General features: G+C 59.8%; 21 protein-coding genes. 12 read left to right on the top strand and 9 right to left on the bottom strand.

What is annotated here, in order from left to right:
- Positions 1–138 precede the first annotated feature (138 nt).
- On the bottom strand, positions 139–1,416 hold the full coding sequence (locus FJ978_RS31140) for an AAA family ATPase (protein WP_140576622.1): 1,278 nt from the start codon (positions 1,414–1,416) through the stop codon (positions 139–141).
- On the opposite strand from FJ978_RS31140, the gene FJ978_RS32920 reads away from it, so the two are divergent.
- Positions 1,403–1,573, top strand: a complete 171-nt coding sequence (locus tag FJ978_RS32920; protein WP_181180446.1) for a hypothetical protein — start codon at positions 1,403–1,405, stop codon at positions 1,571–1,573. The two genes, FJ978_RS31140 and FJ978_RS32920, sit on opposite strands and share 14 nt — an antisense overlap.
- A 392-nt stretch (positions 1,574–1,965) precedes the next feature.
- On the opposite strand, the gene FJ978_RS31135 is transcribed toward FJ978_RS32920, so the two are convergent.
- The 3 genes from FJ978_RS31135 to ltrA all read right to left on the bottom strand — a co-directional run bounded on the left by FJ978_RS31135 (position 1,966) and on the right by ltrA (position 4,370).
- Positions 1,966–2,223 (bottom strand): conjugal transfer protein TraD, encoded by a 258-nt coding sequence (locus FJ978_RS31135; RefSeq protein WP_140576621.1) that lies wholly within the window; start codon positions 2,221–2,223, stop codon positions 1,966–1,968.
- A gap of 1 nt (position 2,224) precedes the next feature.
- Positions 2,225–2,551 (bottom strand): conjugal transfer protein TraD, encoded by a 327-nt coding sequence (locus FJ978_RS31130; RefSeq protein WP_140576619.1) that lies wholly within the window; start codon positions 2,549–2,551, stop codon positions 2,225–2,227.
- A gap of 292 nt (positions 2,552–2,843) precedes the next feature.
- Entirely contained in the window at positions 2,844–4,370 is a 1,527-nt protein-coding gene (ltrA, locus tag FJ978_RS31125) for a group II intron reverse transcriptase/maturase (protein ID WP_140576617.1), read from the bottom strand.
- Positions 4,371–5,004: 634 nt separating this feature from the next.
- Here ltrA and traA point away from each other — a divergent pair.
- The 4 genes from traA (at position 5,005) to FJ978_RS31105 (ending at position 12,254) form a co-directional block, all read left to right on the top strand.
- Complete coding sequence (gene traA / locus FJ978_RS31120) at positions 5,005–8,052, top strand: Ti-type conjugative transfer relaxase TraA (protein ID WP_140576616.1); 3,048 nt, start codon at positions 5,005–5,007, stop codon at positions 8,050–8,052.
- A gap of 128 nt (positions 8,053–8,180) precedes the next feature.
- Positions 8,181–8,396, top strand: coding sequence for an AlpA family phage regulatory protein (locus tag FJ978_RS31115; RefSeq protein ID WP_140576614.1), 216 nt, complete (start codon positions 8,181–8,183; stop codon positions 8,394–8,396).
- 793 nt (positions 8,397–9,189) lie between these two features.
- On the top strand, positions 9,190–10,719 hold the full coding sequence (locus FJ978_RS31110) for an FAD-binding oxidoreductase (protein WP_140576612.1): 1,530 nt from the start codon (positions 9,190–9,192) through the stop codon (positions 10,717–10,719).
- A 416-nt stretch (positions 10,720–11,135) separates the two neighbouring features.
- Positions 11,136–12,254 (top strand): Gfo/Idh/MocA family oxidoreductase, encoded by a 1,119-nt coding sequence (locus FJ978_RS31105; RefSeq protein WP_140576610.1) that lies wholly within the window; start codon positions 11,136–11,138, stop codon positions 12,252–12,254.
- Between the two features lie 182 nt (positions 12,255–12,436).
- On the opposite strand, the gene FJ978_RS31100 is transcribed toward FJ978_RS31105, so the two are convergent.
- The 4 genes from FJ978_RS31100 to FJ978_RS31085 all read right to left on the bottom strand — a co-directional run bounded on the left by FJ978_RS31100 (position 12,437) and on the right by FJ978_RS31085 (position 14,640).
- Entirely contained in the window at positions 12,437–13,150 is a 714-nt protein-coding gene (locus tag FJ978_RS31100) for a TetR/AcrR family transcriptional regulator (RefSeq protein WP_181180445.1), read from the bottom strand.
- A 258-nt stretch (positions 13,151–13,408) separates the two neighbouring features.
- Positions 13,409–13,822 carry an MAPEG family protein gene (locus FJ978_RS31095; protein WP_140576607.1) on the bottom strand — a complete coding sequence of 138 codons (414 nt, stop codon included), beginning with the start codon at positions 13,820–13,822 and terminating at the stop codon, positions 13,409–13,411.
- Positions 13,823–13,843: 21 nt separating this feature from the next.
- Positions 13,844–14,326, bottom strand: coding sequence for an SRPBCC family protein (locus FJ978_RS31090; RefSeq protein ID WP_140576605.1), 483 nt, complete (start codon positions 14,324–14,326; stop codon positions 13,844–13,846).
- A complete protein-coding gene (locus tag FJ978_RS31085; protein WP_181180447.1) occupies positions 14,323–14,640 on the bottom strand; it encodes a metalloregulator ArsR/SmtB family transcription factor in 318 nt (105 codons plus the stop codon). The genes FJ978_RS31090 and FJ978_RS31085 overlap by 4 nt, the downstream gene beginning before the upstream one ends.
- Before the next feature lie 248 nt (positions 14,641–14,888).
- Here FJ978_RS31085 and FJ978_RS31080 point away from each other — a divergent pair, with 248 nt between their 5' ends.
- The 6 genes from FJ978_RS31080 (at position 14,889) to FJ978_RS31055 (ending at position 20,656) form a co-directional block, all read left to right on the top strand.
- Complete coding sequence (locus FJ978_RS31080) at positions 14,889–15,554, top strand: carboxymuconolactone decarboxylase family protein (RefSeq protein ID WP_140576601.1); 666 nt, start codon at positions 14,889–14,891, stop codon at positions 15,552–15,554.
- 31 nt (positions 15,555–15,585) lie between these two features.
- Complete coding sequence (locus FJ978_RS31075) at positions 15,586–16,029, top strand: DUF3224 domain-containing protein (RefSeq protein WP_140576600.1); 444 nt, start codon at positions 15,586–15,588, stop codon at positions 16,027–16,029.
- Positions 16,030–16,163: 134 nt separating this feature from the next.
- On the top strand, positions 16,164–16,904 hold the full coding sequence (locus FJ978_RS31070) for a DUF4336 domain-containing protein (RefSeq protein ID WP_140576598.1): 741 nt from the start codon (positions 16,164–16,166) through the stop codon (positions 16,902–16,904).
- Between the two features lie 415 nt (positions 16,905–17,319).
- Entirely contained in the window at positions 17,320–18,588 is a 1,269-nt protein-coding gene (locus tag FJ978_RS32915; protein WP_181180444.1) for a hypothetical protein, read from the top strand.
- Entirely contained in the window at positions 18,575–19,543 is a 969-nt protein-coding gene (locus FJ978_RS31060; protein WP_140576597.1) for a site-specific integrase, read from the top strand. The genes FJ978_RS32915 and FJ978_RS31060 overlap by 14 nt, the downstream gene beginning before the upstream one ends.
- A gap of 201 nt (positions 19,544–19,744) precedes the next feature.
- Positions 19,745–20,656, top strand: coding sequence for an FRG domain-containing protein (locus tag FJ978_RS31055; RefSeq protein WP_181180443.1), 912 nt, complete (start codon positions 19,745–19,747; stop codon positions 20,654–20,656).
- 1,053 nt (positions 20,657–21,709) lie between these two features.
- On the opposite strand, the gene FJ978_RS31045 is transcribed toward FJ978_RS31055, so the two are convergent.
- Positions 21,710–22,819 carry a DUF3578 domain-containing protein gene (locus tag FJ978_RS31045; RefSeq protein WP_140576592.1) on the bottom strand — a complete coding sequence of 370 codons (1,110 nt, stop codon included), beginning with the start codon at positions 22,817–22,819 and terminating at the stop codon, positions 21,710–21,712.
- A 1,296-nt stretch (positions 22,820–24,115) separates the two neighbouring features.
- On the opposite strand from FJ978_RS31045, the gene FJ978_RS31040 reads away from it, so the two are divergent.
- On the top strand, positions 24,116–24,457 hold the full coding sequence (locus FJ978_RS31040; protein WP_140576590.1) for a hypothetical protein: 342 nt from the start codon (positions 24,116–24,118) through the stop codon (positions 24,455–24,457).
- Positions 24,458–24,477 lie beyond the last annotated feature (20 nt).

Genomic DNA, 24,477 nt, shown 5'->3' with positions numbered 1-24,477 from the left:
GTCCGACGATACCGCGTGGCGCGCGACTGAGCCATCTAGACTAGGTGGCAGTGGCATTGTGCGCAGGAGGCCAACGACCCGCTGTTTTGTCGCAGAGCGGATCGGGCTCTGGATTCCTTTCGGCCCCATCGATGCGAGTCAACTAGGCGCATCGCCATAGATTACCGACCGCCTCTCGAAAGCTTCTCGAGAACCTTCAAGAATAGCACAAGCTGCTTCGCGCGTTTCGGAATGATCGATTGAACCGCGCGTGATGATGGATGCCTTCTCATTGGTGGCCTTGAGTGCAACGATCAATTCGGAGTCACCAAGAACGGCAATGTTGGCGTTATGGGTAACCACGATAACCTGTCTGCGCTCCTTCGCTGCGCGTATGACCGGGACGAGAGCCTTATAGATGAACTCACTGTCAAGGTTATCCTCTGGTTGGTCAACGATCAATGGAGCTGTACTTTCACTAGTCAGCATCAGCGCAAGCAGCACGGACTGTTGTTGCCCGAGCGAGAGTTTCTTGAAATCTCGCGGGACGTGCTTCGGCGCGCCGCCTGGTTGTGCGATGCGCTTTGTCACGCTGAGCTTCGGTCGATCATGAACGGCCACAGTTTCAAAGTTCCGGAGGATTTCAGGATCTGTCAGCCGTTCCAACAATGTCAGGGCTTCGTTTCGCTGAAAGATCGCGGATTGCCCCCCGTCGCGCAATGCAACGATAGGATCGGGATTACTGCGACGAACGCACTCGAGCAGGCGCGGAACGGTCAGCTGGGAGACTAGCGCGCCGGCCTTTTTTTGTTGGAGCGTTCTCCAGCCCATCACCTCGTTCAGCATTCGCTCAGCATCAGGTGAAAGGCTACTTTCATCATACTTGAGTGTAACAAAGAGATCTGACAGGCCACCATCCAAGGCCCTAGAAGCGCGTGAAGCAAAGCCAACGCGCAACATTGCGACCTTCGAGCGTGCTTCCCAACGTCGCTTGAGCAAGGACGTGTAATCGGCGCGGAGTTTTGCAAGCCCAGGAATCCAAGTCTTGGCATTGCCAAGGTTGGTTTGAGCTCGTGCCTGATCAGCGACGAGTTTTTGAATGAATGGCATGTCCAGCCGGATGCCTGCGGCAAGCAGCTCTTTCTTCTTCCTCTCAATATCCTCTACGGTTTGAATTTCCTTAGACTTCCAGCTTGCGATTTGCGCCTTGATGGTATTTACGTAGGCCTCAGTCGCAGCCTTCAGTGATGTAACCGACCCGGTCACCTTGCCTTCATACGTCGTGGTGTCGGTGATGATCTGCTGCACTTCCGTCGCTCCAAGTTTGATCTCCTCGCTCGCGACGGCGTTCCTTATCTCAGCCAGTACCTCTGTGACTGCGTCGGCGCTTATCCTCAACCTAGCTGAATACTTCAGGTCTTCCGTGACGACCATCATTGGCTTGGCCCGGGCAAACGATCAACCGTCCGACATCGACCAGATCGTCGCTGAAATCGGCATCCGGTATGAGATCATGAGGACCAAGCTCGCCCGCCGGCCGGCCGGCTCTCTTCAGATTACGCCGGAAGACGTAGCGATGATTATGGACCAGTAAGCGCGATTCGACCTAAGCCAAACGCCGTAAGGTAGCGAGCAGGCCGGTTCCGGCCCCATTTCGGCCGGGCTAGAGCGAGTTTAGCGCGACTTCTACCGTTGCTCGTGTTGGCGGAGGTCAGGCATGGCGTGTTGGGTCAGTCATTCTTATCAGACCCCTGCGCTTAGCCATCCCAAGAGAAACGAATCGGGTAAATGCGAGCTTAGCTTACGTGGCGCTCGACCGTCGTTGAAGCCAAACCTGCTGGTCGACGAAACGAGGCCAAGACCGTTCGTAGGATTTTTAAAGGGTTCGCGACAACTTGTTCCGCAACCTTTTCCGGCCAAGAGGTACATGCGGGGCATCACCTCGGCGTGGGCGGAGCTACGCTATCCGGAAGCTTCGCGCCAGTCTCACCGACGATCTCTACGTTCGCTGCCCTTTTGCTCGTCATTTCGTTCTGCGAACGCGTGTTTTCCTTTCGCGGCCCATAGGTTTCGCGCATGCTCGCCTTCGTAGCTCTGAAGCTTCTCGGCGATCCAAAGCATCGCGCCGTGAATAGTAGCGCGATCGTCGTTGGTGAGCTCGACAATGCGTGCCTTGACGACGAGACCGCCGAGTTCGATGAGCCGCCGGGTGCGGTGGCGTCGCTCGACCTGCCATGTCCGCATGTCATTGCGAGCCTGTGCCGCTCGCCGGCGATTGTGTGCTGCCCGGTTGCGCTGGAGCGCCGCGAGGGTTGCGCTGAGATGCCGGAGCAGTTCGCCGGGACCTGCTTTCGAAAAACATCACTCCATGCTTGGCCCACGCCTCACGCTTTGCGGCGTCTTTCGTCTCGGCGATTGCAACCAGTGCGCCGGCCAATTCGTCGGTACTGAGTTGATCGGCGCCGGTGGCGATCACCAGTTCGCCGAGTTGCTGCACCTTGCGCGTTTTGAGTTCTCGCGCTTTGTCTTCCAGCGCCTTCAGTTCCGCGTCGAAGTCCCGTGGTTTGCGCATGGCTGTCTCCGTTGATTGTCGATGTGGCGATGATAGGCGAGAGCTTGCCGGAAGGCTTCAGCGTTGCCGAGACAGCCCAGGACGGGCTGGTCCATCCCGAGAATTTTTCGAGGGAGGGCGCGCTTATACGTCGTGCCGACGTACGCTTTGCCGTGCAAATGGTGGAGTAGAGATGAAGCGCTACTTCCCCTTTCGGAGACAAGTTTCTCCATCCCTCTCCCCGAACCGGACAGGCAAGTTTCCCTGCATCCGGCTCTCCGTGCATGAGCGAGAGATCGCTCATGGGTGTGCCTCAGTCCGACGTGAGGCGGTAGAACGCGTCCCAGAAGTCGCCCACGCTCTCGCGCTGACGGTGCCGGGATTGGGCATTCCATCCGTTCGGTTTCTCGATGCTTTGGTGAGGGTAACGCATGGTTCCGCCGTCGCGGAGGAGCCTCAGGCGCTTCGTGCCTTCGACCCATCGATGCCGTTGTCCCGTGACGTTGGCGGTGAAGCGGCGACGCAGCTCTCGCCACGTTGCCTTTCGATGCTTCTTACGCAGCCAATGTCCAACGCGCTCCCAAATCCATTTGTCGAGATGGCTGAAGTCCCGACACGCCTGCGTGGCATATCGGTAATAGTTCCGCCACCCGAGCAGGATCGGGTTGAGGGTGCCGACGACTTTGGTGAGCGGCCATCCGGTAGGAGTGCTCTTCACCAGGACCTTGATCCTGTGGCGCAGGTCGTTGAGCTTGCTCCTCGGGATGAAGAGGTTGCCGACCAGTCGCCCCGTGCGGAGCGCTTTGGTGCGCACCACCCGATAGCCGAGGAAGTCGAAGCCCTCCTTGGTCTCGGTGATCCGGGTCTTTTCCATCGACAGTTCCATACGAAGTTCCGTCTTCAGGAACTCCGCCAGCGCCTGCCTTTCAGCTTCCGCTTGCTCCCTCGTGCCTTCCACGAGGACGACGAAGTCGTCCGCATAGCGCACCATGTAGAATGTCGGCTTGCCGTTCTTGCGGTCCAGAGTCCGCCGGCCTGCCGCCCTGCTACTCGGTTCACGGGGGCGCATGGACCATCGTCCGTACCGTTCGTCGATGGCTGTCAGGTAGACGTTCGACAGCATCGGCGAGATGATCCCGCCTTGTGGCGAGCCAGTTACGGGATGTCGGATGGTCCCCTCGATCATCACGCCGGCCTTCAGGAATGCGAGGATCAGCCTCAGCACCTTGCGGTCGCCGATACGCCGTCGCACGCCTTCCATCATGACGTGATGGTCGATTGCGTCGAAGCAGCCCTTGATATCGCCTTCAATGGCGTAGTCGTAGACCGAAGGTCCACGGACCGACGGGTGAAGACACTTCTGGATTCGCTCCAGAGCATCATGGGTGCTCCGTCCTTTCCGGAACCCATACGAGGTCGGATAGAAATCCGCCTCGAAGATGGGTTCGAGGATCAGCTTCATGGCCATTTGCACCAAACGATCGGTCAGCGTGGGGATTCCGAGTGGCCGGAATGCTCCCGGTTTGCCAGGCTTTGGGATGAGCCGCTGCCTGACGGGTTCCGGGTCATATGTTCCGTTGCGAAGTGCCTCGCGTATTTCGTCGAGGAACCTTGCTGCGCCACCGGCACGCTGTTCGACCGTGCGACGCGTCATCCCGTCCGTTCCCGGTGTTCGGCTGCCGCGGTTGCCGGCGAGCCGTCGCCAAGCCTCGGCAAGGGTTCTGCGGCCGCATATGAGATTGAACAGATCAGCAAAGACCTTGTCAGGTTCGTCGCTGCTCCACCGATACAGTTTGCACTGCATGTCGAGGACGAACGGGATATTCACCCCGCCGGACATGTGCCCGCCTCCTGCTTGCAAGCTGTATCCACTGCCTCCCTTCGCCATGTGAACGGCTTTCCCGTCCTCGGACTACTACGAAGGCTCCGTCCCTGGGCACCACGGTCACTGGCCGCTTCAGTCGTCCGGCGTTCGAAACCACCGGAGATGGTGACAAGGTTCTTGGGTTCCGCAACTGATCTCTCGCTCGCTTTAGGCGCCGACTCTACCCCGTGTGGAATCCGGCCTCGGCGCCACGCAAACTCATGTCGAGGCTGGCGCACAGCAAGCTGCGCGCCTCCAATCCGCGTACTGATAGCGCGGACCAACACTCCACCGATCCGCAGATCGACCCGCCCACTTCCGAGTCGGCAGGCTCCATCTCTAAACGGGGCGTCCGCCATCGGTTCGGTTTCCCTCGCCATGGCAAGCTCGCTGGCCGAACCGCTCACGGGGTCGGAAGTCCCCGCCCGTTCGGCTTTGATGGGTTCTGCTAATTTACGGTTCCCCGGAAGCGCCCGGTTCTCCTCACCCATCTGCTTATCGCCGCATGTTGCGTCATACAGCGTGCGGGGTCCTCCACCCCGCGAGATCCATTGCAGCATGAAGGCTGAATCCCTCCTTCCTTTCAACTCCCAACGCACATCCTGTCGCGATGGCGATCTATCATCTTCACGTCAAGGTCATTGGCCGCAAGGCTGGGAGCAGTGCTGTGGCGTCTGCGGCGTATCGCTCGGCTTCGCGGCTGCGCGACGAGCGCATCGATCGCAGCCATGATTTTTCGGCCAAGCGCGGCGTCGTCCATTCCGAGGTGATGCTGCCGGAGGATGCACCGGAGGCCTGGCGCGACCGCGAGAGGCTGTGGAACGATGTCGAGGCGTTCGAGGTCCGCAAGGATGCCCAGCTTGCCCGCGAGGTCGAGTTTGCCCTGCCGCGCGAACTCAGCCAGGCGCAAGGCATCGAACTGGCGCGCGACTTTGTACAAGCCGAGTTTGTCAGTCGGGGCATGGTCGCCGATCTCAATGTGCATTGGGACAGGGCAGAGGATGGCAGCCCCAAGCCGCATGCCCATGTCATGCTGACCATGCGGTCCGTGGACGAGAATGGTTTTGGTCCAAAGGTTCGAGACTGGAATGCTACCCAGCTGCTCGAGCGCTGGCGCGAGCGATGGGCGGAGCTGGCCAATGAGCGGCTGGCAGAACTCGACATCGACGCACGCATCGATCATCGCAGCCTGGAGGCGCAGGGCATTGCCCTGGAGCCGCAAACCCAGATCGGTGCACCGGCTCAACGCATCGAGGTCGGTGGCCTTGCTGCTGGCGACATGGAAGCGGATCGCGCCGAACTGCATCGCGAGATCGCGCGCAACAATGGTGCGCGCATCATTGCCGATCCATTCGTGGCGCTGGACGCCATCACCCATCAGCAATCGACCTTCACCCGAAAGGACATTGCAAAGTTCTCGCATCGCCACAGCGACGGAATGGAGCAGTTCAACGAGGTGGTGGCAGCCATCAGCAATGCACCCGATCTGGTGGAACTCGGCGAGGACGGACGCGGTGAAGACCGCTTCACCACCAAGCAGATGATCGAGACCGAACAGCGCCTTCACCGCGCGGCGGAACGCATGGATTTGGACGAGCGACACACGGTGGGTGACGTACATCGCGAGGCAGCGCTGGCGCGGGCTGCGCAACGCGGTCTTGTCCTGTCACGCGAGCAGACCGATGCGCTTGCGCATATCACCGATGGTCGCGGTCTTGGTGTCGTTGTCGGCTTTGCCGGAACGGGCAAGAGCGCCATGCTGGGCGTTGCGCGCCAGGCATGGGCAGCTGCTGGCTACGAGGTTCGAGGCGCAGCACTCTCCGGCATTGCCGCCGAGAATCTGGAAGGCGGATCAGGCATCGCGTCACGCACCATCGCCAGTATGGAACACAGCTGGGGACAGGGCAGGGATCTGCTCACCACTCGCGATGTCCTGGTGATCGACGAAGCCGGCATGGTCGGCACGCGCCAGTTGGAGCGCGTGCTTTCCCATGCGGCGGACGTTGGCGCAAAGGTTGTGCTGGTTGGTGACCCGCAGCAGTTGCAGGCAATCGAAGCCGGCGCTGCATTCCGCTCGATTCACGAGCGACACGGCGGCGTCGAAATCGGCCAGGTGCGGCGGCAGCGCGAGGACTGGCAGCGTGATGCCACGCGCGATCTGGCAACCGGCAGGATCAACGCTGCGATCAGCGCCTACGACGCGCAAGGCATGGTGCATCAGGCTGCAACGCGCGACGACGCGCGGAATGAACTCGTCAAACGCTGGGATCGCGACAGGCAGGCAGAGCCTGAGGCAGGCCGGATCATCCTCACCCACACAAACCACGAGGTGCGCGCCCTAAACCAGGCCGCGCGCGAGCGCATGCGCGCTGCCGGCGATCTCGGCGACGATGTCCACGTGGATGTGGAACGCGGTGCAAGGGCCTTCGCCAGCGGCGACCGCGTCATGTTCCTGCGCAACGAGCGCGGGCTCGGCGTCAAGAACGGTACGCTTGGCATCGTGGAGGACGTCAGCGCACAGCGCATGACGGTTCGCACCGACGACGGCCGTTCCGTGCGGTTCGACCTGAAAGACTACGCACACATTGACCACGGCTACGCCGCGACCATTCACAAGGCGCAGGGCATGACTGTCGACCGCACCCATGTGCTCGCCACGCCGGGCATGGATGCGCATGGCAGCTACGTCGCACTGTCGCGGCATCGCGACGGGATGGACCTGCATTACGGCGGCGACGACTTCAGTACGCGGGAGCGGCTGGACCGTACGCTGTCACGGGACCGCGCCAAGGACATGGCGTTGGATTATGAGCAGATCGACCCAGCGCAACAGTATGCCGAGCGGCGCGGCATCACGTTCCGCGAGCGTGTGGTCGAGATCGTGCGCCGGATCGTTCCGGAAAAGCTGCGCGACAAGATCGACGGGCTGCTGGACGGGTTACGCTCGCCCGCAGACGGCGGGCCCGGCCAGGAAGGTGGACCTGGGCCGGGAAGGGAAAGTGTCGGGACGCGGATCGGAGATGTTGGCGCCACGCCTGGAAAAGAGGCTTTTGCTGGGGGAGCGCACCGCGACACGCATGTGCCGAGGAGCGCAGAAGCAGAAATGCGACGCGCGCGCACCCAGTCGCTTGTTCGTCACGCGCGCGCTATCGACGCGATCCTCAGTACTGGAAATTCCGACGGGCAGGGCAGCCCCGAACAGATCCGCGAATTGAGGGATGCCCGTAGCGCTTTCGAGAAGGTGCGGCCGTATGGCTGGCATGATGCCGAAGCGGCTTATGTCAAGAATCCCGAGTTGGTTCGTGAGGCGGGGGCTGGCCGCGTCAGCCGCATCGTGCTTGCTCTCCAGCTTGAAACGGAAATCCGCACCGGGATGGACATCGATCCCGGCCGCCGCGCCGACCGTTTCGTCGAACGCTGGCAAAAGCTCGACCGGACGGGACGGGAGCAATATCAGGCCGGCGACATGTCTGGCTACAAGTCAACGCGCTCGGCCATGTCCGACATGGCCAAAAGCCTTGAACGCGATCCGCAGCTTGAATCGCTACTGGCAAACCGCAAACGCGAGCTTGGCATCAACGTGGAGTCGGGTCGTCGCTTGGGCGCGGAACTGGCATTCAGCCATGGCATCGGTAAGGGGCGGGGCATTGGGATCTAAGGCGTGCCGATTTGCCGCCGTTTCCACGCCGCAGCCGGCTGAGACGACAAACCTGATTGCCTTTGGCATGGGTTCGTCCTGTCTGTCCCAGCAGACATCAGCAACAACCAGTGAGGTGCAGGCAAGCTATGTCCGAGCCGGATCGTATCGTTCGCCTCAAAACCGTCCTTTCCCGGACCGGCCTGTCCCGTTCGACCGTCTATCGCAAGATCGCCGAAGGCACGTTCCCGGCTCAGATCAAGATCAGCGTCAACGGGGCGGGCTGGCGGGAATCCGATGTCAATCGATGGATCGCTGATCCCGTTGCATGGCACACCAGTGCATCACGAAAAAAGAGCGACTAGTGGCGGTCGAGTGGTACGTTACGCCCATCGTTGAACAGTCCTCTCTGATGTAAGTTCAACCACCGGGAAGGGGCCGCAAGCAGAAGGTCCGCTCGTGTCGGCGGAACCACGATAAGCAGACCTGCTCGGTAATTACGCCAGAGGTGCTTAGGACAGGGCAGATCCCATCATTGTAAATGATCGGGTGGTCTCATGGTAGAAAAGCGCCCTGCTCGCGACCGACAGCGGCGCTCAGGTAGAATTTGTCTGTAAGCTACCATTCTGCATGAAAAATAGGCCTTCCCGTGCTCGATGGACGCGCAATGCACTAGCCAAACATTGTTAGTGTGACTCGTCGGTCCTCAGTTCGCGCGCCTTTGGCTTCGGTCCGGAATGGGACTGTGTGGCCCGGCAAAGGTGGATCAGTGTGCGTCACTTCTTCCAAGACGCGCCCGGCGCCGTTGTAATCAAGGACAGTGGGTGGCGCTTTGGCTGCCAGGCCCTCTGCGGGTCCGTAGCGTGGGCAAGCATCACAACATCGCTCGGCTCCAAAAATCGACCCGGATATAACATACCGTCCTCTGTCGGAAGCTACTGTGAGCTGTCCATTGCGCTACCTCACCCGCGGGCACAATCACCTATTATAGTCATGTACCCGACTTTGCCTAAATAAAGAGTGGCACCGCAGGAACATATGCTGCGCAGGCGAGTTTTACAGACTGATGGTCTGCCAAACAGACCCTCGGTTTTTTCGGAGCGACCGCCGGAACCGCCGCGCCCGCTCGCCGTCAAGCGACAGACTGGAGTCCGCCCCATGCAGCAGCTCGTCCCCCACCCCGCCGATCCCGTTCCGCAACTCCTGACGCACTTGCGCGGCGCGCTTGGCGACGGTGCGGTGCTGGATGATCCGGTGAGCCGCGCCTTCTATGCCAATGACATCTTCTGGCAGCCGGGCGTGCTGCCGGACGCCATCGTCTGTCCGGCCACGCCCGGCGAGGCGGCCGAGGCGATCCGGCTCGCCTGCGACGCGGGCTTGGCCGTGATCCCGCGCGGTGGTGGCATGTCCTACTCAAAGGGCTGCCTCCCGGCCACGACCCGGTCGATCGTCGTGGAGGCCACCCGGCTGACCCGGATCATCGAGGTGAACCTCTCCGACGCCTACATCACGGTTGAGGCGGGTTGCACTTGGGCCGATGTCGAGGCCGCGCTCAAGGGGTCCGGCTGGCGGGCGGCATTCTGGGGACCGCTCTCCGGGAGCCGGGCGACGGTCGGCGGGACCCTGGCCCAAAACGGGGCGTTCTACGGCTCCGCAGCTCACGGCTCGGCAGGCGACAGCGTCCTCAGCCTCACCGTCGTGCTTCCGAACGGCGCGCAGGTGACCACCGGCTCCGCTGCCCGCCGCGGAGCCGCGCCCTTCACCCGCGATGGCGGCCCCGACATGACCGGCCTCTTCGTGGGCGACAACGGCGCGCTGGGCTTCAAGGTCGCCGCGACGCTACGGCTCGCACCCCGGCCGGCGCACGGGCGTGGGTTGTCGTTCGGATTCGCGTCGCTGGCCGCGGGCGTGCGCGCCCAGGCTGCCCTTGCAAGGGTGGCGGGCACCTCGGAGATCTTTGGGATCGACAGCGCAAAGATCGAGCAGTCGGCCTCCTTCGGAGGCGTTGCCGGGGCCGCCCCGGTCCTGCAGGACCAGGCGTTCTGCCTGCACCTCTCCGTCGAGGCGGGCTCGGCTGATGAGCTTGAGGCCACCATGGCCGCCGTTCGCACCGCGGCCGGCCGAGAGGGGGTCGAAATTGACCCGGCCGTGGCCAACAGCCTGCGCGCCCATCCCTTCGGCCTGCTGCGCGGGATCCTCGGTCGCAACGGAGAGCGCTGGGTGCCGGTGCACGGGCTCTTTCCGATCTCGCAGGCTCTCGATATCTGCCAGGCCAGCCAGGCCTTCCTCGCCGCGCACGCCGCCCTGATGCAGTCTCACGGGATTCGTCATTCGCTGATGACCATGACGGTCGGCCACGCCTTCTTCCTGGAGCCGTCCTTTTACTGGCTGGACGAGATCACCCCACTGCATGTGCGCACCCTGGGCGACGACGTGGTCGCGCCCTGGCGGGGCCGCCCGGCCGACCTTGCCGCCCGCGAGGCGGTGGTCAGCCTGCGGCGTGGCGTGCAGAAGCTCTTCGCCGGTCGCGGCGGCGTCAGCTGGCAGGTGGCGCGCGACTATCCCTTCCGTGAGGTAATGGACCCTATGGCCTACCGCCTGCTAAGCCGCCTCAAAGCGGCCATCGATCCGCAGGGATTGATGAACCCGGGCGCTCTGGGTCTCGGCGGGTCGGACGCAAGCCACTGAGTGGCGGTGGCGCCCACTGGTGAGCTGGCGATCCAAATGTGGCGTTGAAGACGCTATCCGGCGAGGCCCGGCCGCATTGGGGGTGAACCCTCGAAGCCCGAAGTGGTTGCTCCTGTTCAACCCGGTGAAGTCTTCCACGCCGGCTCGCGTGCCGCACGTGCCTCTTGAAGTACAAACCGATGGTCCATATAACAGACTGATGGTCTTTCCGATGCCGATTGCCGCCCTAATTGAGCGCGGCTGTTCCGGCCTTTCGCGCTTGGAAAGGCAACTGCAAAACAGGTAGCCGCGTCTTCAAAGATCCGCGCAAGAGTAAATATGATCATCCCGCGCCGCGCCGGACGGAACCCAAGGAGCGGAGACTTTGTGTTCACTGAATGCGGTCGGCGATAGGATACGAAGGAGAACAGCACACTATGTCGAAACGGCGCTTCGGGGTGGGGATTATTGGTATTGAGCCGGGCAGGAGTTGGGCGGCGCGAAGCCACATTCCTGCGCTACGCGCGCTGTCGGAGACCTTCGAGATCGTCGGCGTCGCCAACACCAGCAAAGCAAGCGCCGAGGCTGCCGCCGCAGCGACTGGGCTGCCGCGGGCATTTGCCGACGTTGCCGAACTGGTCGCGGCCCCGGAGGTCGACATCGTCACCGTTGCGGTGAAGGTCCCGCCTCACCTGGACATAGTGAAGACCGCAATTGTGGCGGGCAAGCACGTCTATTGCGAATGGCCGCTTGGAAAAAGCCTGGCCGAAGCCAGGGAAATGGCGGCGCTCGCGCAAGCAAGAGGCGTACGGGGTGTGGTCGGAACTCAGGCGCGGGTCGCTCCGGAGGTCGAATATTTGCGGGAGCTGATCACAGGGGGGTACGTCGGAGACCTGCTATCGACCACGTTGGTGGGACGGGGCGGCGCTTTGCAGGGGGGTGGCAGCATCCCCGACAAGAAGACGTGGGCATATCTGCTGGACCGCTCCAATGGGGCTACCTTGCTCACGATTCCGGTGGGCCACACTCTGGCCGTTCTGCGGGACGTGTTTGGTGACTTCGCAGAAGTTTCTTCGGTCTTGGCTGTCCGGCGGCCTTCGGCGCTCGCCCTCGATACGGGCGAACTACTCCCAGTCACGGCCCCGGACCAAGTGCTAATCAGCGGTACATTCGCCTCCGGCGTTCCCATCTCTCTCCACTATCGTGGCGGCGAAGGCCGGGGCGGGGACGGCCTGTTCTGGGAAATCCATGGCACGCAAGGCGACATCCGTGTGTTGGGTCCGTCGGGCCACACACAAATGGTTCAGCTTTCCCTTGAGGGCGCGCGCGGCGAGGAAAGGGCGTTCCGACCGCTGGAGGTTCCCTCATCATACCGCGCCGGCTGGCCCAAGGATGTGGAATCGGGGAACGTGGCGCGCCTCTATGCCAGGATGGCCCGTGATCTGCGAGAAGGTACCTGCTCAGCGCCAAGTTTCGAAGACGCGGTAGCGGTGCACCAGATCATCGAAGCGATCGAGACCGCGGCCGAAGGTGGATGTCGGGTCAGGCTCATCTGAAACGTCCGAGAGAGGAAAGAGGTCTCAATGAAGGCTTGTCGATACGCAACGCCATCGCTTCGCCAAAGCCGAAAACCGCCGCGGTGTTGCGCTGGCGCGCTGGGTCGGCTGCTGCTCGTCGCCTAGCTCGCGTTAGCTGTCAGGTGGTGGAGGTTTCCATCGGCGAGTTAGAAGCGGCACAGCTATGCCTTGCGCGCTCGTCCGACAGGGTTCAGCGCTTTGATGAATTTGCGCGCGAAATCTGGCGGACCGAACGTGAGGGTCCGTTTCAGACCAAGTGCGTCCGAAATCACCTTGGCGTGGAACTCGATCCTTTTCTCCAGGGCAGACGCCGCCGCGTCTCTCTCTCGCGAAGTGCGAGCGGTCGCGCCCTGCTCCACCAGATACTTCGCCGCCATCTGTACCTGGAGAATCAAATCACCAGCACCTTCCGGATCGTCCGTTTTGAACGCGCCAGCTTTGACGCCTTCCCAGACCAACTGCGTGAGAATCGGGCGCATCCGCTTTGCCCATGCGGCTTCAATTCGATGATAAAGGTCTCTGCTCTCCGGTCGAAGCAACGACACGAACACGCTCCGGCTGAACTCGACGGACCGGAGCCGGTCCTCCCGGCTGGCGGTCAAAAGCTGCTCAAGCCGTCTTTTCGGGTCCACATCCTTGGCGGCAATGATCGGCGCGAGCACCTCATAGGTTTTCTCGGTTATCCGGTCGAAGAGAGCTTCCAACAAGGCCTCCTTCGAGGCGAAGTGGTGGTAAAGCATGCCCTTGGAAAGCCCTGCCCCGTCGATAATATCGTTCAGGCTAACATTATCGTAGCCACGCTCGATGAACATCGCGAACGCTGCATCAAGGATTTCCGCGCGCCGAATCTCGGGGTGCTTAATTACGCGAGGCATTCGAATTCCGTCTGTCTTCGACCATCCCTGCCGCCTCTCGTTGTCATATTCCATTGCGTCGAAGCGTTGACAGACTGATATTCAATTAAGTAGACCGTCGGTCTATTCCGCAGCACTATATCGGCATGTGTTCGTGACTGCAACGCGTTCACGACTTTGAGGTGCGCGACCAGGGACGCGAACCTCGCCCGCCCATAGCCGATACCGGGTGCGGCCCTGTGCTTCAATGCTTGGTGTTGAGGCGGTCGGGTGCGTCCGTCAGCGAATCACCGCCCAGCCGGTCATGACGATGAGGACAGCCGTGACGAGGGCTCCCGAGACATAAAGGATTGTTCTGATGCTGCCGCCCTTGGCAGCGTTGCCGCCGCGAATGTAGATTCCACAGTGAACCAGTCGGATCGCCAGATGCAGCCCAACGAGAACCGCCAACGCGGCAGGTGCGACGCCGACCGTCATCGCCAGCAAAGCCGGGACGACAAAAGGCGCCAACGCCTCGACCGAATTCATGTGGACGCGGTCGATCCTGTAGAGCAGGTTATCATCGTCAGCAGGGACTATCGGGCCTGAAAGCACGCCCCGGCGACCCTTGGAAAAGCCCGAGTAGACCGCAAGCGCGACCGACAGTAGGCACAGTGCGAGCACCCCGATGATGCTGAGCCAATAAGCGGCCATTCTTTCCTCCGTCGCTACAGCTTACCTATCAGTCAACAGCTCGCGAAAACGCTGGAGGTAAAGTGGCCAGCCCTGATCACTGCCGACGCCGTTGCGCACACTTTTCCATCCTTCGCCGTGCCTCTCGAATTTCCGGTGCTCGAGATCGATCCGGGTCCGGTTGTCCGTCTCCGCCGTGAACCGGACTTCCCACTCGCTGGCCCGCTCGGGATCGGTTTCGATCTGCCATTGCGGATTGATGTCCCAACTCAGAAGCACACGGTTGGGCGGCTCGTAGGCCAGCACCCTCGCCCAATGGCACTCGCTGCCGTCAACGCCCCGGTCATACACGTGACCGCCAACTCGAGGCTCGAAGACGGTCTCGGCGAGCGGGACCGCCAGCAGATTGTGCTCGCGGGGTTTGAACCGCCCGAAGTCCTCGGTGAAGACCTTGAAGGCACGCGCGATCGGAGCCTCCACGACGACGGAATGCCTCACCGGCGGGAGTGCTTGATTTGTGTTCATTCCTGCCCCTTCGATGATTGTTCAACAGTCACTTTGTAGGCCGCCAGGGTCTTGATCCAGAAGCGGTCGACTTCGGCGCGCAAGCTAGCCAGCCCTTCCGGATCGACGCGGTAGATGCGTTGCTTGCCCAACCGCGTGTTGGCCACAAGCCCAGCATCCCTAAGCACCTTAAGGTGCTGAGAGACCGCTGGCCGGGTGACGGGAAGTACACGAGCCAGTTCGCCAACGGAACACGGGTGCTCGACCAGCAGTTCGAAGATCGTGCGCCGGGTTGGGTCACCGAGCGCCGTCCAGCTATTCGCGTTAGTCTCCACTAACGCGAACCTACATAAAACTGTTCTCACTGTCAATTTGGTTCGGTGGAAAGGGATCTCCTCGTGCCGCCTCGGCAATCGGCGCGCATCGATTCAGTAGGATTTTGACTGATATGTGGTGGCCTGGGATGAGCAACTTAGCCTGAGCCCTGTGGTGCCAAACACCGTCGCATTTCTTTTTTCGGAACAAATAGACCATCAGTCTGTTTATCAGACTAACGGTTTGAAAGATAGCCCCGGAGGCGCCTATGGAACTGTTGTCGGAAGATCGAGTTGCACGTCTGGATCCAGTCTTCGGCTCCATGGGTCTCGGAGCCGGGCGCGCGATATGGTCAGACACCAAGCTGAGGCCGCGAGAAAAGTGTATCTTGATGATCGCGTCCGATGTTCGGATTCCCGAACTGGGCCTCCCGTTCGAGCTGCATATCGTGATGGCACTGGAACGAGCGCATATGTCCGTTGAAGAGCTAAGAGAAGCTCTTCGACACATCGCCCCGTATGCGGGCTTGAACATCACTTCGATGGCCTTTGAGCGGATGATCGATATCGCTCACAAATCGGGTTTCGACACCCGAAGTGATGCCGCGAGACACCAGGCAGGCAGTAAAGCTGCCCCGTACCGCGAGACGGACTTGGCAAGTCTACGGTCGGCAAATCCGGGTCTGGCAAATACCGTTTCGCGCATATCAGCTGAGCTGTGGGGCCGCGATATATTGGGTCATCGGGAACGTGCGCTTGCAATGCTGGCAATCGACGTGGTGGGGGGAACTCTGGGCTCGCCCTTTGCGGCGCACGTCGCAATTGCACGAGAGGCCGGTCTCGGTGATGAGGAGTTGGGCGAGATGATTGAGATCCTCTCCGAGTTCTCTCTTCCACGCGCGTGGCAGGCGGCCGAAGCACTCAGACAAGTGTGAATCTCGGTGTCCACAATCAGAGGACTTGACAATGCTGCAAGCAAAGACCTCCGACCACAAGACGATCCAGAGTGACGTCGAGGTGATCAAATATGATCGCAACGTGATTGATCAGACGTTCTCCAGTGAGCTGGCAATCGTCGAGACATTGCTCGAAGAGAAGTTTTCGGGCGGACTGGAAGCGGTCGGAACAGCAAAACATGTCCGCCTCGAACGAAGGGACGGCTCCGGGACCCTGATTTGTTATGAGCGCATCGACGGAGCCATTGATGACTGCAGAGGATCATTTCTGCTGGAGGCATCAGGCCGCATGGACGCGAACGGGTATGTCCATGGCAGGTGGGAGATTATCGCCCACTCGGGGACAGGCGATTTGGAGGGCATTCAAGGCTACGCCGCCTTCATGGCGAAGCGCGATGGACGATCCAGGAGCGGCTGGTCGGCCCAGACAACGCTGACCTACTGGTTTGAATAGTCACGGGCATTCGCATTGGCTTGGCAAAACTGTTCGTCATTGGCGCCACGGTCGAGAGCTGACAATGCCGATGCGGTTTTGCAAGACAACGGGCCTGTTACGTCGACTGACCATCTAGTTCCCTGGAGTGCTCGATGAGCTTGGGATATCGCCTCTATGAGCCGCTGTTTGTTTTGAAGCCGATCGTTCGAGATGTCTGGATCGCGGACGGTGGTGAAATCCGGATGCGCCTCGGCCCGCTACGCATGCCATTTCCTACAAGAATGATCGTCGTTCGATTGCCGGATGGCGGACTGTGGCTTCATTCACCGATCGCTTTGCAACCAAAGCTGGTCGCGCAGATTGGAGAACTGGGGCCCGTGACGGACATCGTGGCGCCCAGCAATCTTCACTATACTTGGACGTCGATCTGGTCACATGCGTTCGGCAACGCCCGCGTCTGGACCGCACCCGGAATGACCCAGCAAGTTTTGGCGCGACTGCCGGCTCACCGACGGCTGTCGGACGACGCCCCACCTCACGAATGGCAAGGAGCGTTCAAGCAACAGCGGATATCGGGCGGGCCGGTCACAGAAGTGGATTTTTTCCACGAGCCGAGCCGCACATTGATGCTGACCGACGCAATCGAAAATCTTGATCTCAAGCGTTTTAAGTCGATCTTCTATCGCCTGGTAACCTGGGCGGCGGGTTCCAATGATCCCGATGGGATGCTGCCATGGGAACTGCGCAGACATTTCAGGCAAAATCGACAGCATAACCGCGTTGCGATCGATCGTATGATCACTTGGGGACCAGACCGAATTCTGCTCGCCCATGGGCGTTGTTACGAGCGGGATGGCTGGCAGGAGCTCAAGCGAGCGTTCCGCTGGCTTTAGGAGGTCGGAGGAAAGCTTTGGCGACTGGGTCCATATGCGCTGAAATTCCAACGCTGGTGCGTTACAGGGCGCGACAACAAGCCCCGAGGCCGACCGGAGGTAAATGAGAAACTCGCATGTGATCATCCTCATCAGCTCAGTTGGCGGTTGTGCAAGTTCGGCCGAGAGTCATGGGCAAAATCCGTCCGGGGTCCGCTCAACGGCAGCCCCAGCATTGAAACAGACCGACGGTCTACTAAATAGACTGATGGTCTTTCAAGTGTGCCAGCTTGCGGAGATTTGGACTCACGTTCTGCCCTAAACGGGGACACTCGCCCGAAGGAAATCGCTTCTGGTTTGTACATGGAGGTTGATATGCGAATTGCGGTGACCGGAGCTACCCGCTGCGACCGGAGTAATCGCGCTGCACCCTGCGGTGCTTGCCCGCTACCAGGAACAACTGAACCAACTTCAGTCCGGGCTTGCCAAGGGCATCGCTTCTGGCGATTCCGAATGTGCAGAGGCAATGCGTGACTTGGTCGAAACCGTCACGGTGTTTCGAGATCCATCGAGGATCGGCGGCGTCGAAGTCGAAATGGCTGGGCGGTTAACGGCACTCTTGGGCGAGGGTGCCTTCCCCCACGGCACCAAAGGAGTGGGGGGAATGGTGGTAGCGGGAGACCGTTCTCTCCGCTTTCAACACTCTCACGTACCCATTTCGCCTTGGCTTGCTATGAGCGCCCTACAGAAGGGCATTCGGCGCGGCGATGTCGATCTGGCCACCCGTGCCGCCGCAACCCTGTTGAAGGACGATCCGGCGAAGCTATGGCGGCGTCTGATCGGTATTGTGTTTGAGGATGTGGGTTTGGCGTCTGTCGAGACCATCCGCCTTGTCATGACAGCAACCTCAGGGAAGACCATTCGCCAGCAGTTCGGCGGGGAGTGGGCGATTGCATCGCTACTGGTTAAACAGATGTGCGCTGCACGGAAATGCAGAGCTGCCGATGACCTGTTTCTCGCCATCAGCCATCATCACGAGCTAGAAGCCCTACGGGCCGATCTTGCGCGCGAAACCACTGCGGAGCGCCTTTCCCGCGTCCAGGGTCGCGGTGCGCTTCTAGGAGCTTCTTTGGCGGCTCTGCACGCCTCTGGCGCTCGGTGGACAGGACAGGTCGAAGGCCAAACCGCAAACCCCAACGCGATGTTTGCCGCGATGCGGCCAGCCGGGATTGACGACGACCTCGTGAGCCTTGCCGAGCAGGGTTGGAAGCGGACGCGAGAGGCGTTGCCTATCCTGCTGGCCCTCGTCACTCTCGCCCGTCCTGCCGGAGTACTTCCCGTCGCCGATGATGAGTTTCCGCCGGTTGTGATTGCCCGGAACGGATTGCCTACCTACTGCCTTGATCGGTTTTCTCGGGAGGGTGGGGCGACCCTCTCTCGTTTCCTGAAACGCAACACCGCGACAAGTCGCTGGCTCCGCAGCCACGTTCCAACCAATCGGCGGCTCGCGGTGCTGGCAGGTGGATTGTTCCGGGTCGAAGGCGGGCTGGTGCGCCAACGGGTCGAGTGGCCCTGTGCGATGACCCTGCGATGGCTTGCTGACACGGGGTTTCATCAGATGAAGCTGTCGGACCCTGCTGGATTTCTCGACATGATCCGCGCCGACCTCCCCGCGCTGAACGAGGTCCGCTATGATGTCCGCTGACCGCCACACTGATAACGGGAACCTGCTGCGCGTCCCGACGAGCCACGACGTGGGGTCGGACGTTCTGCCCGCTGCCGTGCAACGCCTTGTCACCGCCTCGCTGGCTGACGCGAGCAAAAGGGCCTATCGACTGGACATCGCGCATTTCGAGGCAACCGGTAGGCGGCTCCCCGCGACCCCGGAAATTGTAGCGGCATATCTGGCCGAGGGCTCACAGACGTATGCTGTGGCGACCCTTCAGCGGCGGCTGGCGTCGATCAGCAAAGCCCATCGTGCGATCAGTGCGGAAGACCCGACCAAGAGCGAGTTGGTACGCGCGACATTGCGCGGCGTGCGCCGGACCCTTGGGGTTAAGCAACGGCAGGCGCAGGCCCTTCTCCGCGATGACCTGTTCGCCATCCTCGACCGGCTCGGAGACCGCACGAAGGATGTCAGGGACCGCGCCATGCTGTTGTTGGGTTGGGCCTGTGCCCTGCGCAGATCGGAACTTGTGGCGCTGGAGGTGGCGGATATCGCGTTCACAAGCCAAGGGGCGCTAGTGACGATCCGCAAGAGCAAGACCGACCAAGAAGGTGCCGGGCGCGAAATTGCTATGCCGTTCGGGCGCGCCCGGCATTGCCCCATCGCCGCCCTGAAACGCTGGTTGGAGTTCGCGGGGATCGAGGCCGGGCCGATCTTCCTTGGCATGGACAAGCACGGCAACGTTCTTCCCGACCGCATTTCCGGCGAGGCCGTCAGCGATGTCGTCAAGCTCCGTGTCAGTTCAGCAGGCTACGACCCTGCTGTGTTCTCCGCTCATTCCCTGCGCAGCGGGTTTGCGACCTCCGCAGCGATGGCAGGCGCGACCAGCTATAAGATTAGGCAGGTGACGGGTCACCGCAGCGAGGCCGGGCTTGCCCCCTACCTGCGCACCGTCGATCTGTTCGATGACAGCGCGGCGGCTCGGGTTCTCTGACTTGGACCTCTTTGGATAAAGTTTTTGTATGTGCGCGCTGCGGTCGATATGCCACGACAGCAAGAGCTGGTCAAAAAATGGGTGATGAACAGTCACTTGATTTGGTAGCGGGTTTGTTGTTCGTTCCAAACTCAAATTTAGGATGTGTGGTCCCCGATGGCTGAAATTCAGAGGCGAGTTGCAAGATCAGTCTCGGAGTACATGGATGTTGTGGAAGGACTTACTCCATCAACGCTCGCAGGCATTTGGTTCCGTGGACAATCCAATGCTTCACATCAGCTCACACCAGGCGTCCTCCGCAACACCACCCTGACCACAGACGGGAGAGGCCAGCCCATTCGAAAAAACCAAGTGGTAAACGCAAGTGGCAGCGATGTTACCGGGATGAACCCAGAGCGGATGCTCTCAGAATTTAAGCGACAGGCTCAACCATTTCTCGAGCGACCGTTGAGAAATTCATTTGAATGGATGTTCTTAGCGCAGCATCATGGTCTTCCTACGCGTCTATTGGACTGGTCAACGAACGCACTAGTTGCTCTCTATTTCGCTGCATCAGGTGCGCCGTCGGGGATAAAAAACGGGGGTGGTGAAGAAGCTTGCCAAGAATTCCTTGAGGGCATCGAACATCGTGACGATGGCTTTGCCGTGTTCGTAATTGACCCTGGTGCTATCAACGCAATTGTTTGTGACGTGTCTGATCCAATCGATGTCGCCGACGAACCAGAACGCTGGGCGCATTATCTTCGGCCAGCGGAAAACACCATAGCTGCTTACGCCCCGATCTGCGTCGTCGCGCCCCACATTTCTGCTAGAATACGGTCGCAATCGGGTGTTTTCACACTGCATGGAAGTAACGTCCATCCACTCGATTGGTACGATATTATTCGCCCTCTCATAACAAAGGTGTTCATTCCGTATACGTCAACGAATGACGTTTTAAATGGCCTTCGCAAAGTCGGCATGACCAAAGGTTTCATATACCCCGGGCTTGATAGCATCGCCATGGATGTGAGGCTCGCCGAAGCCATGAGGCACGAGGCGGAGAAGGAAGCCTATTTCGCCAAGGTCGAGAAGGACGCTGCACGGGAAATGAGACGGAGAAAGCGAACCTGAAGCGAGGATATTAGCATCCTCTGTGTGGTCCCTCTAAAGGTCCCGCAACAGGCCGTCATCCGGGATAACTTCAATTAACTAGAGCTAGAGCGGCACGGGAAGATGCGTATCATGCCGGATTTTGAAAGCCTCAGCTGTTGCATTCGTCAAAGCCGGAGCCAGTAGCTGGGGAATGCCGGAAGAAATGTCTTTGACGGCGGCAGCTACAGCCGCCTGTCGCACCCGCTTAGATTGAAGCCCGCTGCTCCTACCAGTGATTGAAGCCGCCGCTTCTCCGTCACCTGCCACGTGGCAAGCAACGGCTTGAGCGCCGCCAAATTTCGAAGTAATGAAGAATGGTGGGGACGGCCTTTAAGTCGTCTGGGAGCCGTCTATCGGCGACTGTATGGATGCTGATAACGGTCAGCATCTGCCGCTGAAATACTGCGGAGTGGCGCTCTTGAGGGTGCTGTCTCGTGCGAGGGCTTATCCCTTCCGAATGAGGGGCAATCTCTTACGGGTTGCTGCACATCCGCTTCATGTTGATGAAGCAAGGGATGTGCAATGAGCAAATCGAACAAACTGGCAAAACTCAGAACCGTGCGCGCCAACCAGCAAGATTGGCGATGCTTCTACTGCGGCTTTCTGATGTGGCAAGGAGACCCGACACTCTTCGCAACGCGTTACCGTCTTCAGACCGGGTCTCTCAACCGCTTCCAATGCACTGCCGAACACATGCGGCCCCGAACGAATGGCGGCGAAGATAGACATGAGAACATCGTAGCGGCGTGCAAATTCTGTAATCAGACAAGGCATCGAATGAGCGAGGTGCTATCGCCCGCCGCCTTCCGGCAGCACGTGAGTAAGCGCATAAGGACCGGCAAATGGCATCCCCGTAAGTTTTGTCCTTTGTCGAAGTGAGACATGACATCTCCTTGGACAGGAGACCCAGCGCCGCCACGGCCTGCGCCTCGACTTAGAAGGTCAGGCGCAGAGGGGGCACGCCTCGAAAGCGATGCCCTCTCGCTACGTACACGACCGCGACATGTTCAGTGAAACGCACCGGGCGCTGTTTTAGGAAGTAGAAAGGTCTTTCGTCATCGCGGGCCGCGTCATACGAAAAGCCGTCGGCTCATGTAGCCATTCATCGATGTCCCACCCGAGCAGCCACTCTATCGTGCCACCGGAGCCGGAATAGTCTCCGTCCTTCTCGGACAGTCGGATGCTCGACACAATGATAAGGGCTGTGTTTCCCTTCTCCGTCTGATGAAGTTTGACTTCATTAGCAGTCATCAGAATGCCGTCAGCGCGATCACTTGTAGTGCCTTTGACCTCAACCTTAATCCGTGTCCCGCCTAACGTCGCTTCAAAGTCGAAAGGGCTTGAGCTCGACGTGTCTCGAACTCCATATCCATTGGAGCGTAAGAACTGCGAAGCTACGTCCATCGCTCGTTTCTCAACGGCCCTCCTAGCTGGTGCCGACAGGCCATATCCCTGCCTACCGGAGGTCCGAATTAAGGGGTTCAGAGCGGAAGCAACTTCTAGCTCACGTTGATCGGCATCGGTGAGATCGCGTCCGATAGCTTGGGCTGCGTAGATAGGCCGGAGACGTCGCGCTGCCTGATCGAATAGTTCGCCAAAGTCAGTGGCACGGATGTCGGAGTATGCAATGCGATGGGAAATCGCTGTAGCGCGCTGGAATGAAATCGGCAGCGCGCGTTTGGCACCGAAATCGGCGGGATCGTCAAACGGCACCAATGTCCCGAACTCCTCGATGACAACTCGTCTTGCCCAATCAGTTTGTGCGTCCAGTTCATGATCAGGGAGTGGGACTGAGCTTCCCTTGTGAAAGCGGGACGAACCGCACCCGGCTGTTACGTGTACGGCTGACCCGTCGGTCGAGAAATGCGTCACGCAATAAAAGCCTTCGGTTGGGTTCGGCGACATATTGCGCGAACAGAACCTTACCCAAGGAAGCTCTGTCTTTCGCCCGATCCCATCTGAGGCTTCGACAAGAAGATCGCCGCCAAAAGGACCCAGAGCCCTAGTCAATCGAGAACGAAGCCCATCAATCTCCGTCTTGAGATTGCCCCTCACCAACCGACCCCGTTCCTGCATGGCAGGCGTATTTTCAGCTGAGTATTGAGGTTGAAGCTCACAGATGCGTTCCAGTGTCTCGTGCACGTCTTCTCCCTTTGCTTGCCCTCGCCACAGTCATAGGCGTAGCGTCTTACCTCCGAAACACTTTATATTTAGTCGCTCAGAAACACCTCCTGCCAGCGTCCCCGCCATTGGCGGGCTTGGCGGATTTTTGAAGCCTCAGCCGTTGCCCTCGTTAAAGCCATGGCGGGTAGCTGGGGAATTTTCCTGATTTTGTCGTTGGCACCGGCGGCTACAACCCCGATTTGCTAATGGCAGAGGCTGCCTTCTGCGGGCTTGTGAAATCAATTTCACAGAGGGTTACCCAAATGCCCTTTCGCCAGTTTTGAAAGAAAGTCTAGCAGCGGCAAATCCTCCCAGCTACTTGACTGCATTTCACGCGAAGCGCTTTTAATAGCGGAAAGCTGGGGATTTCTCATGTCAAGGAAGTTGCCTATCAGTGACGCAACTTGGAAACAGCTTACGGAATGCAATCGTGTGGCCGTTAAGCAAGGCTGGGCATCGCCCGGAGTGTTTGCGACCGGCGTCGGCCCTGAATATGATCCGACAAGCAATTTGGCATTGCTCTACGTCGGAAAGAGCGCGGGACCATTAGGAACGCTCGTAGGTTCAAACACCAATCAGACTACGAGCGGGGCCGCGTCCACCAAGTGGATGGTGGAAAAGAGGAATAAGTCGGCCTTCTGGCAAATGGTCGATCTCATCGATCCGTCTCGCCGTCGCATCGCTTGGACAAACATTTGCAAGATGGACGAGGTAGGCGGTTCAAGGCCGCCACCAGCGTATCGATGGCCCGCTATTGCAGAGCCTCACTTGCAGGCATTGAAAGAGGAGATTGCATCACTCGCCCCCCGCGTCATCCTCTTCGCAACTTCCGGGTATTGCGGGGCAACGATTGCTTCGTTGCTGGAAGACCTTGGTTATAAAAGTCGGACGCTTCGGTTTCGTGACGGCCACACCAAGCTAACTGCCACGTCCGAGGGGTCGGTGGCCATAGAGACGCGGCATCCTCAGGGCTGGCCCACGTCCGAGCGAAACCGTGTAGTCGATTGGACAAAGCAACTCCTGCTTCGATCATGAGCAAGCGACAGTCATCTATGTTGGAGCCGGGATGGCGTCGGCGAGCGTGAATGCTGAGGTCGATTGAACGAATTGTGCTGACCCTCTGCATCGACACCGACAGCGGTATTTGTTCGGTTTGTCGAAATCGGAGTACAGAATGCCACGAAGGCGTTGACCATCAAGCCCTTCAAAGCGGGATCCGCTCGTGCTGGACCGAAGTGATGGAATAAGGGCGGCGGTAAGCCGGTGGAGAGGGCGATGGTGGCAAAACTGCTTGATTGGAGCACGGACGTCGAAGATGCGATTGCAAGGCTAGGAAAACCTGGCCTTGTGTTCCCATTCTCAAAGGCAGCTCCGCTCGTTGACTACCTAGCGTCGAGGATGGTCGTGCCACGTTCTGATCTGCTGGACCGAGCTAAGCAAATCAATGGATCGGATGCCGAGAATTTTCTCGCCTCCACGCTTGCTAACGTGACTATGGCCATTGATCACAAGGGTGCAGTGCCCGATCCAGGCGGCTGGTACTTTCACGATGCCGACTTTGATATGTACGTATTGGATCGTCGGTTCTCTGCGGCATGGCGATCCGCGCGGTCGTGATGGTTCAATTAAAACTGAGA

Origin of the sequence: Mesorhizobium sp. B1-1-7, assembly GCF_006442705.1 — a bacterium.
Classification (GTDB): Bacteria; Pseudomonadota; Alphaproteobacteria; order Rhizobiales; family Rhizobiaceae; genus Mesorhizobium; species Mesorhizobium opportunistum.
This window is presented reverse-complemented; position numbering and strand designations above follow the sequence as displayed.

Excerpts from the sequence above, each read along its gene's own strand:
- FJ978_RS31140 (WP_140576622.1), bottom strand. The coding sequence starts at position 1,416 with ATGATGGTCGTCACGGAAGACCTGAAGTATTCAGCTAGGTTGAGGATA.
- FJ978_RS31135 (WP_140576621.1), bottom strand. The coding sequence starts at position 2,223 with ATGCGGACATGGCAGGTCGAGCGACGCCACCGCACCCGGCGGCTCATC.
- FJ978_RS31130 (WP_140576619.1), bottom strand. The coding sequence starts at position 2,551 with ATGCGCAAACCACGGGACTTCGACGCGGAACTGAAGGCGCTGGAAGAC.
- ltrA (WP_140576617.1), bottom strand. The coding sequence starts at position 4,370 with ATGTCCGGCGGGGTGAATATCCCGTTCGTCCTCGACATGCAGTGCAAA.
- traA (WP_140576616.1), top strand. The coding sequence starts at position 5,005 with ATGGCGATCTATCATCTTCACGTCAAGGTCATTGGCCGCAAGGCTGGG.
- FJ978_RS31115 (WP_140576614.1), top strand. The coding sequence starts at position 8,181 with ATGTCCGAGCCGGATCGTATCGTTCGCCTCAAAACCGTCCTTTCCCGG.
- FJ978_RS31110 (WP_140576612.1), top strand. The coding sequence starts at position 9,190 with ATGCAGCAGCTCGTCCCCCACCCCGCCGATCCCGTTCCGCAACTCCTG.
- FJ978_RS31105 (WP_140576610.1), top strand. The coding sequence starts at position 11,136 with ATGTCGAAACGGCGCTTCGGGGTGGGGATTATTGGTATTGAGCCGGGC.
- FJ978_RS31100 (WP_181180445.1), bottom strand. The coding sequence starts at position 13,150 with ATGCCTCGCGTAATTAAGCACCCCGAGATTCGGCGCGCGGAAATCCTT.
- FJ978_RS31095 (WP_140576607.1), bottom strand. The coding sequence starts at position 13,822 with ATGGCCGCTTATTGGCTCAGCATCATCGGGGTGCTCGCACTGTGCCTA.
- FJ978_RS31090 (WP_140576605.1), bottom strand. The coding sequence starts at position 14,326 with ATGAACACAAATCAAGCACTCCCGCCGGTGAGGCATTCCGTCGTCGTG.
- FJ978_RS31080 (WP_140576601.1), top strand. The coding sequence starts at position 14,889 with ATGGAACTGTTGTCGGAAGATCGAGTTGCACGTCTGGATCCAGTCTTC.
- FJ978_RS31075 (WP_140576600.1), top strand. The coding sequence starts at position 15,586 with ATGCTGCAAGCAAAGACCTCCGACCACAAGACGATCCAGAGTGACGTC.
- FJ978_RS31070 (WP_140576598.1), top strand. The coding sequence starts at position 16,164 with ATGAGCTTGGGATATCGCCTCTATGAGCCGCTGTTTGTTTTGAAGCCG.
- FJ978_RS31060 (WP_140576597.1), top strand. The coding sequence starts at position 18,575 with ATGATGTCCGCTGACCGCCACACTGATAACGGGAACCTGCTGCGCGTC.
- FJ978_RS31055 (WP_181180443.1), top strand. The coding sequence starts at position 19,745 with ATGGATGTTGTGGAAGGACTTACTCCATCAACGCTCGCAGGCATTTGG.
- FJ978_RS31040 (WP_140576590.1), top strand. The coding sequence starts at position 24,116 with ATGGTGGCAAAACTGCTTGATTGGAGCACGGACGTCGAAGATGCGATT.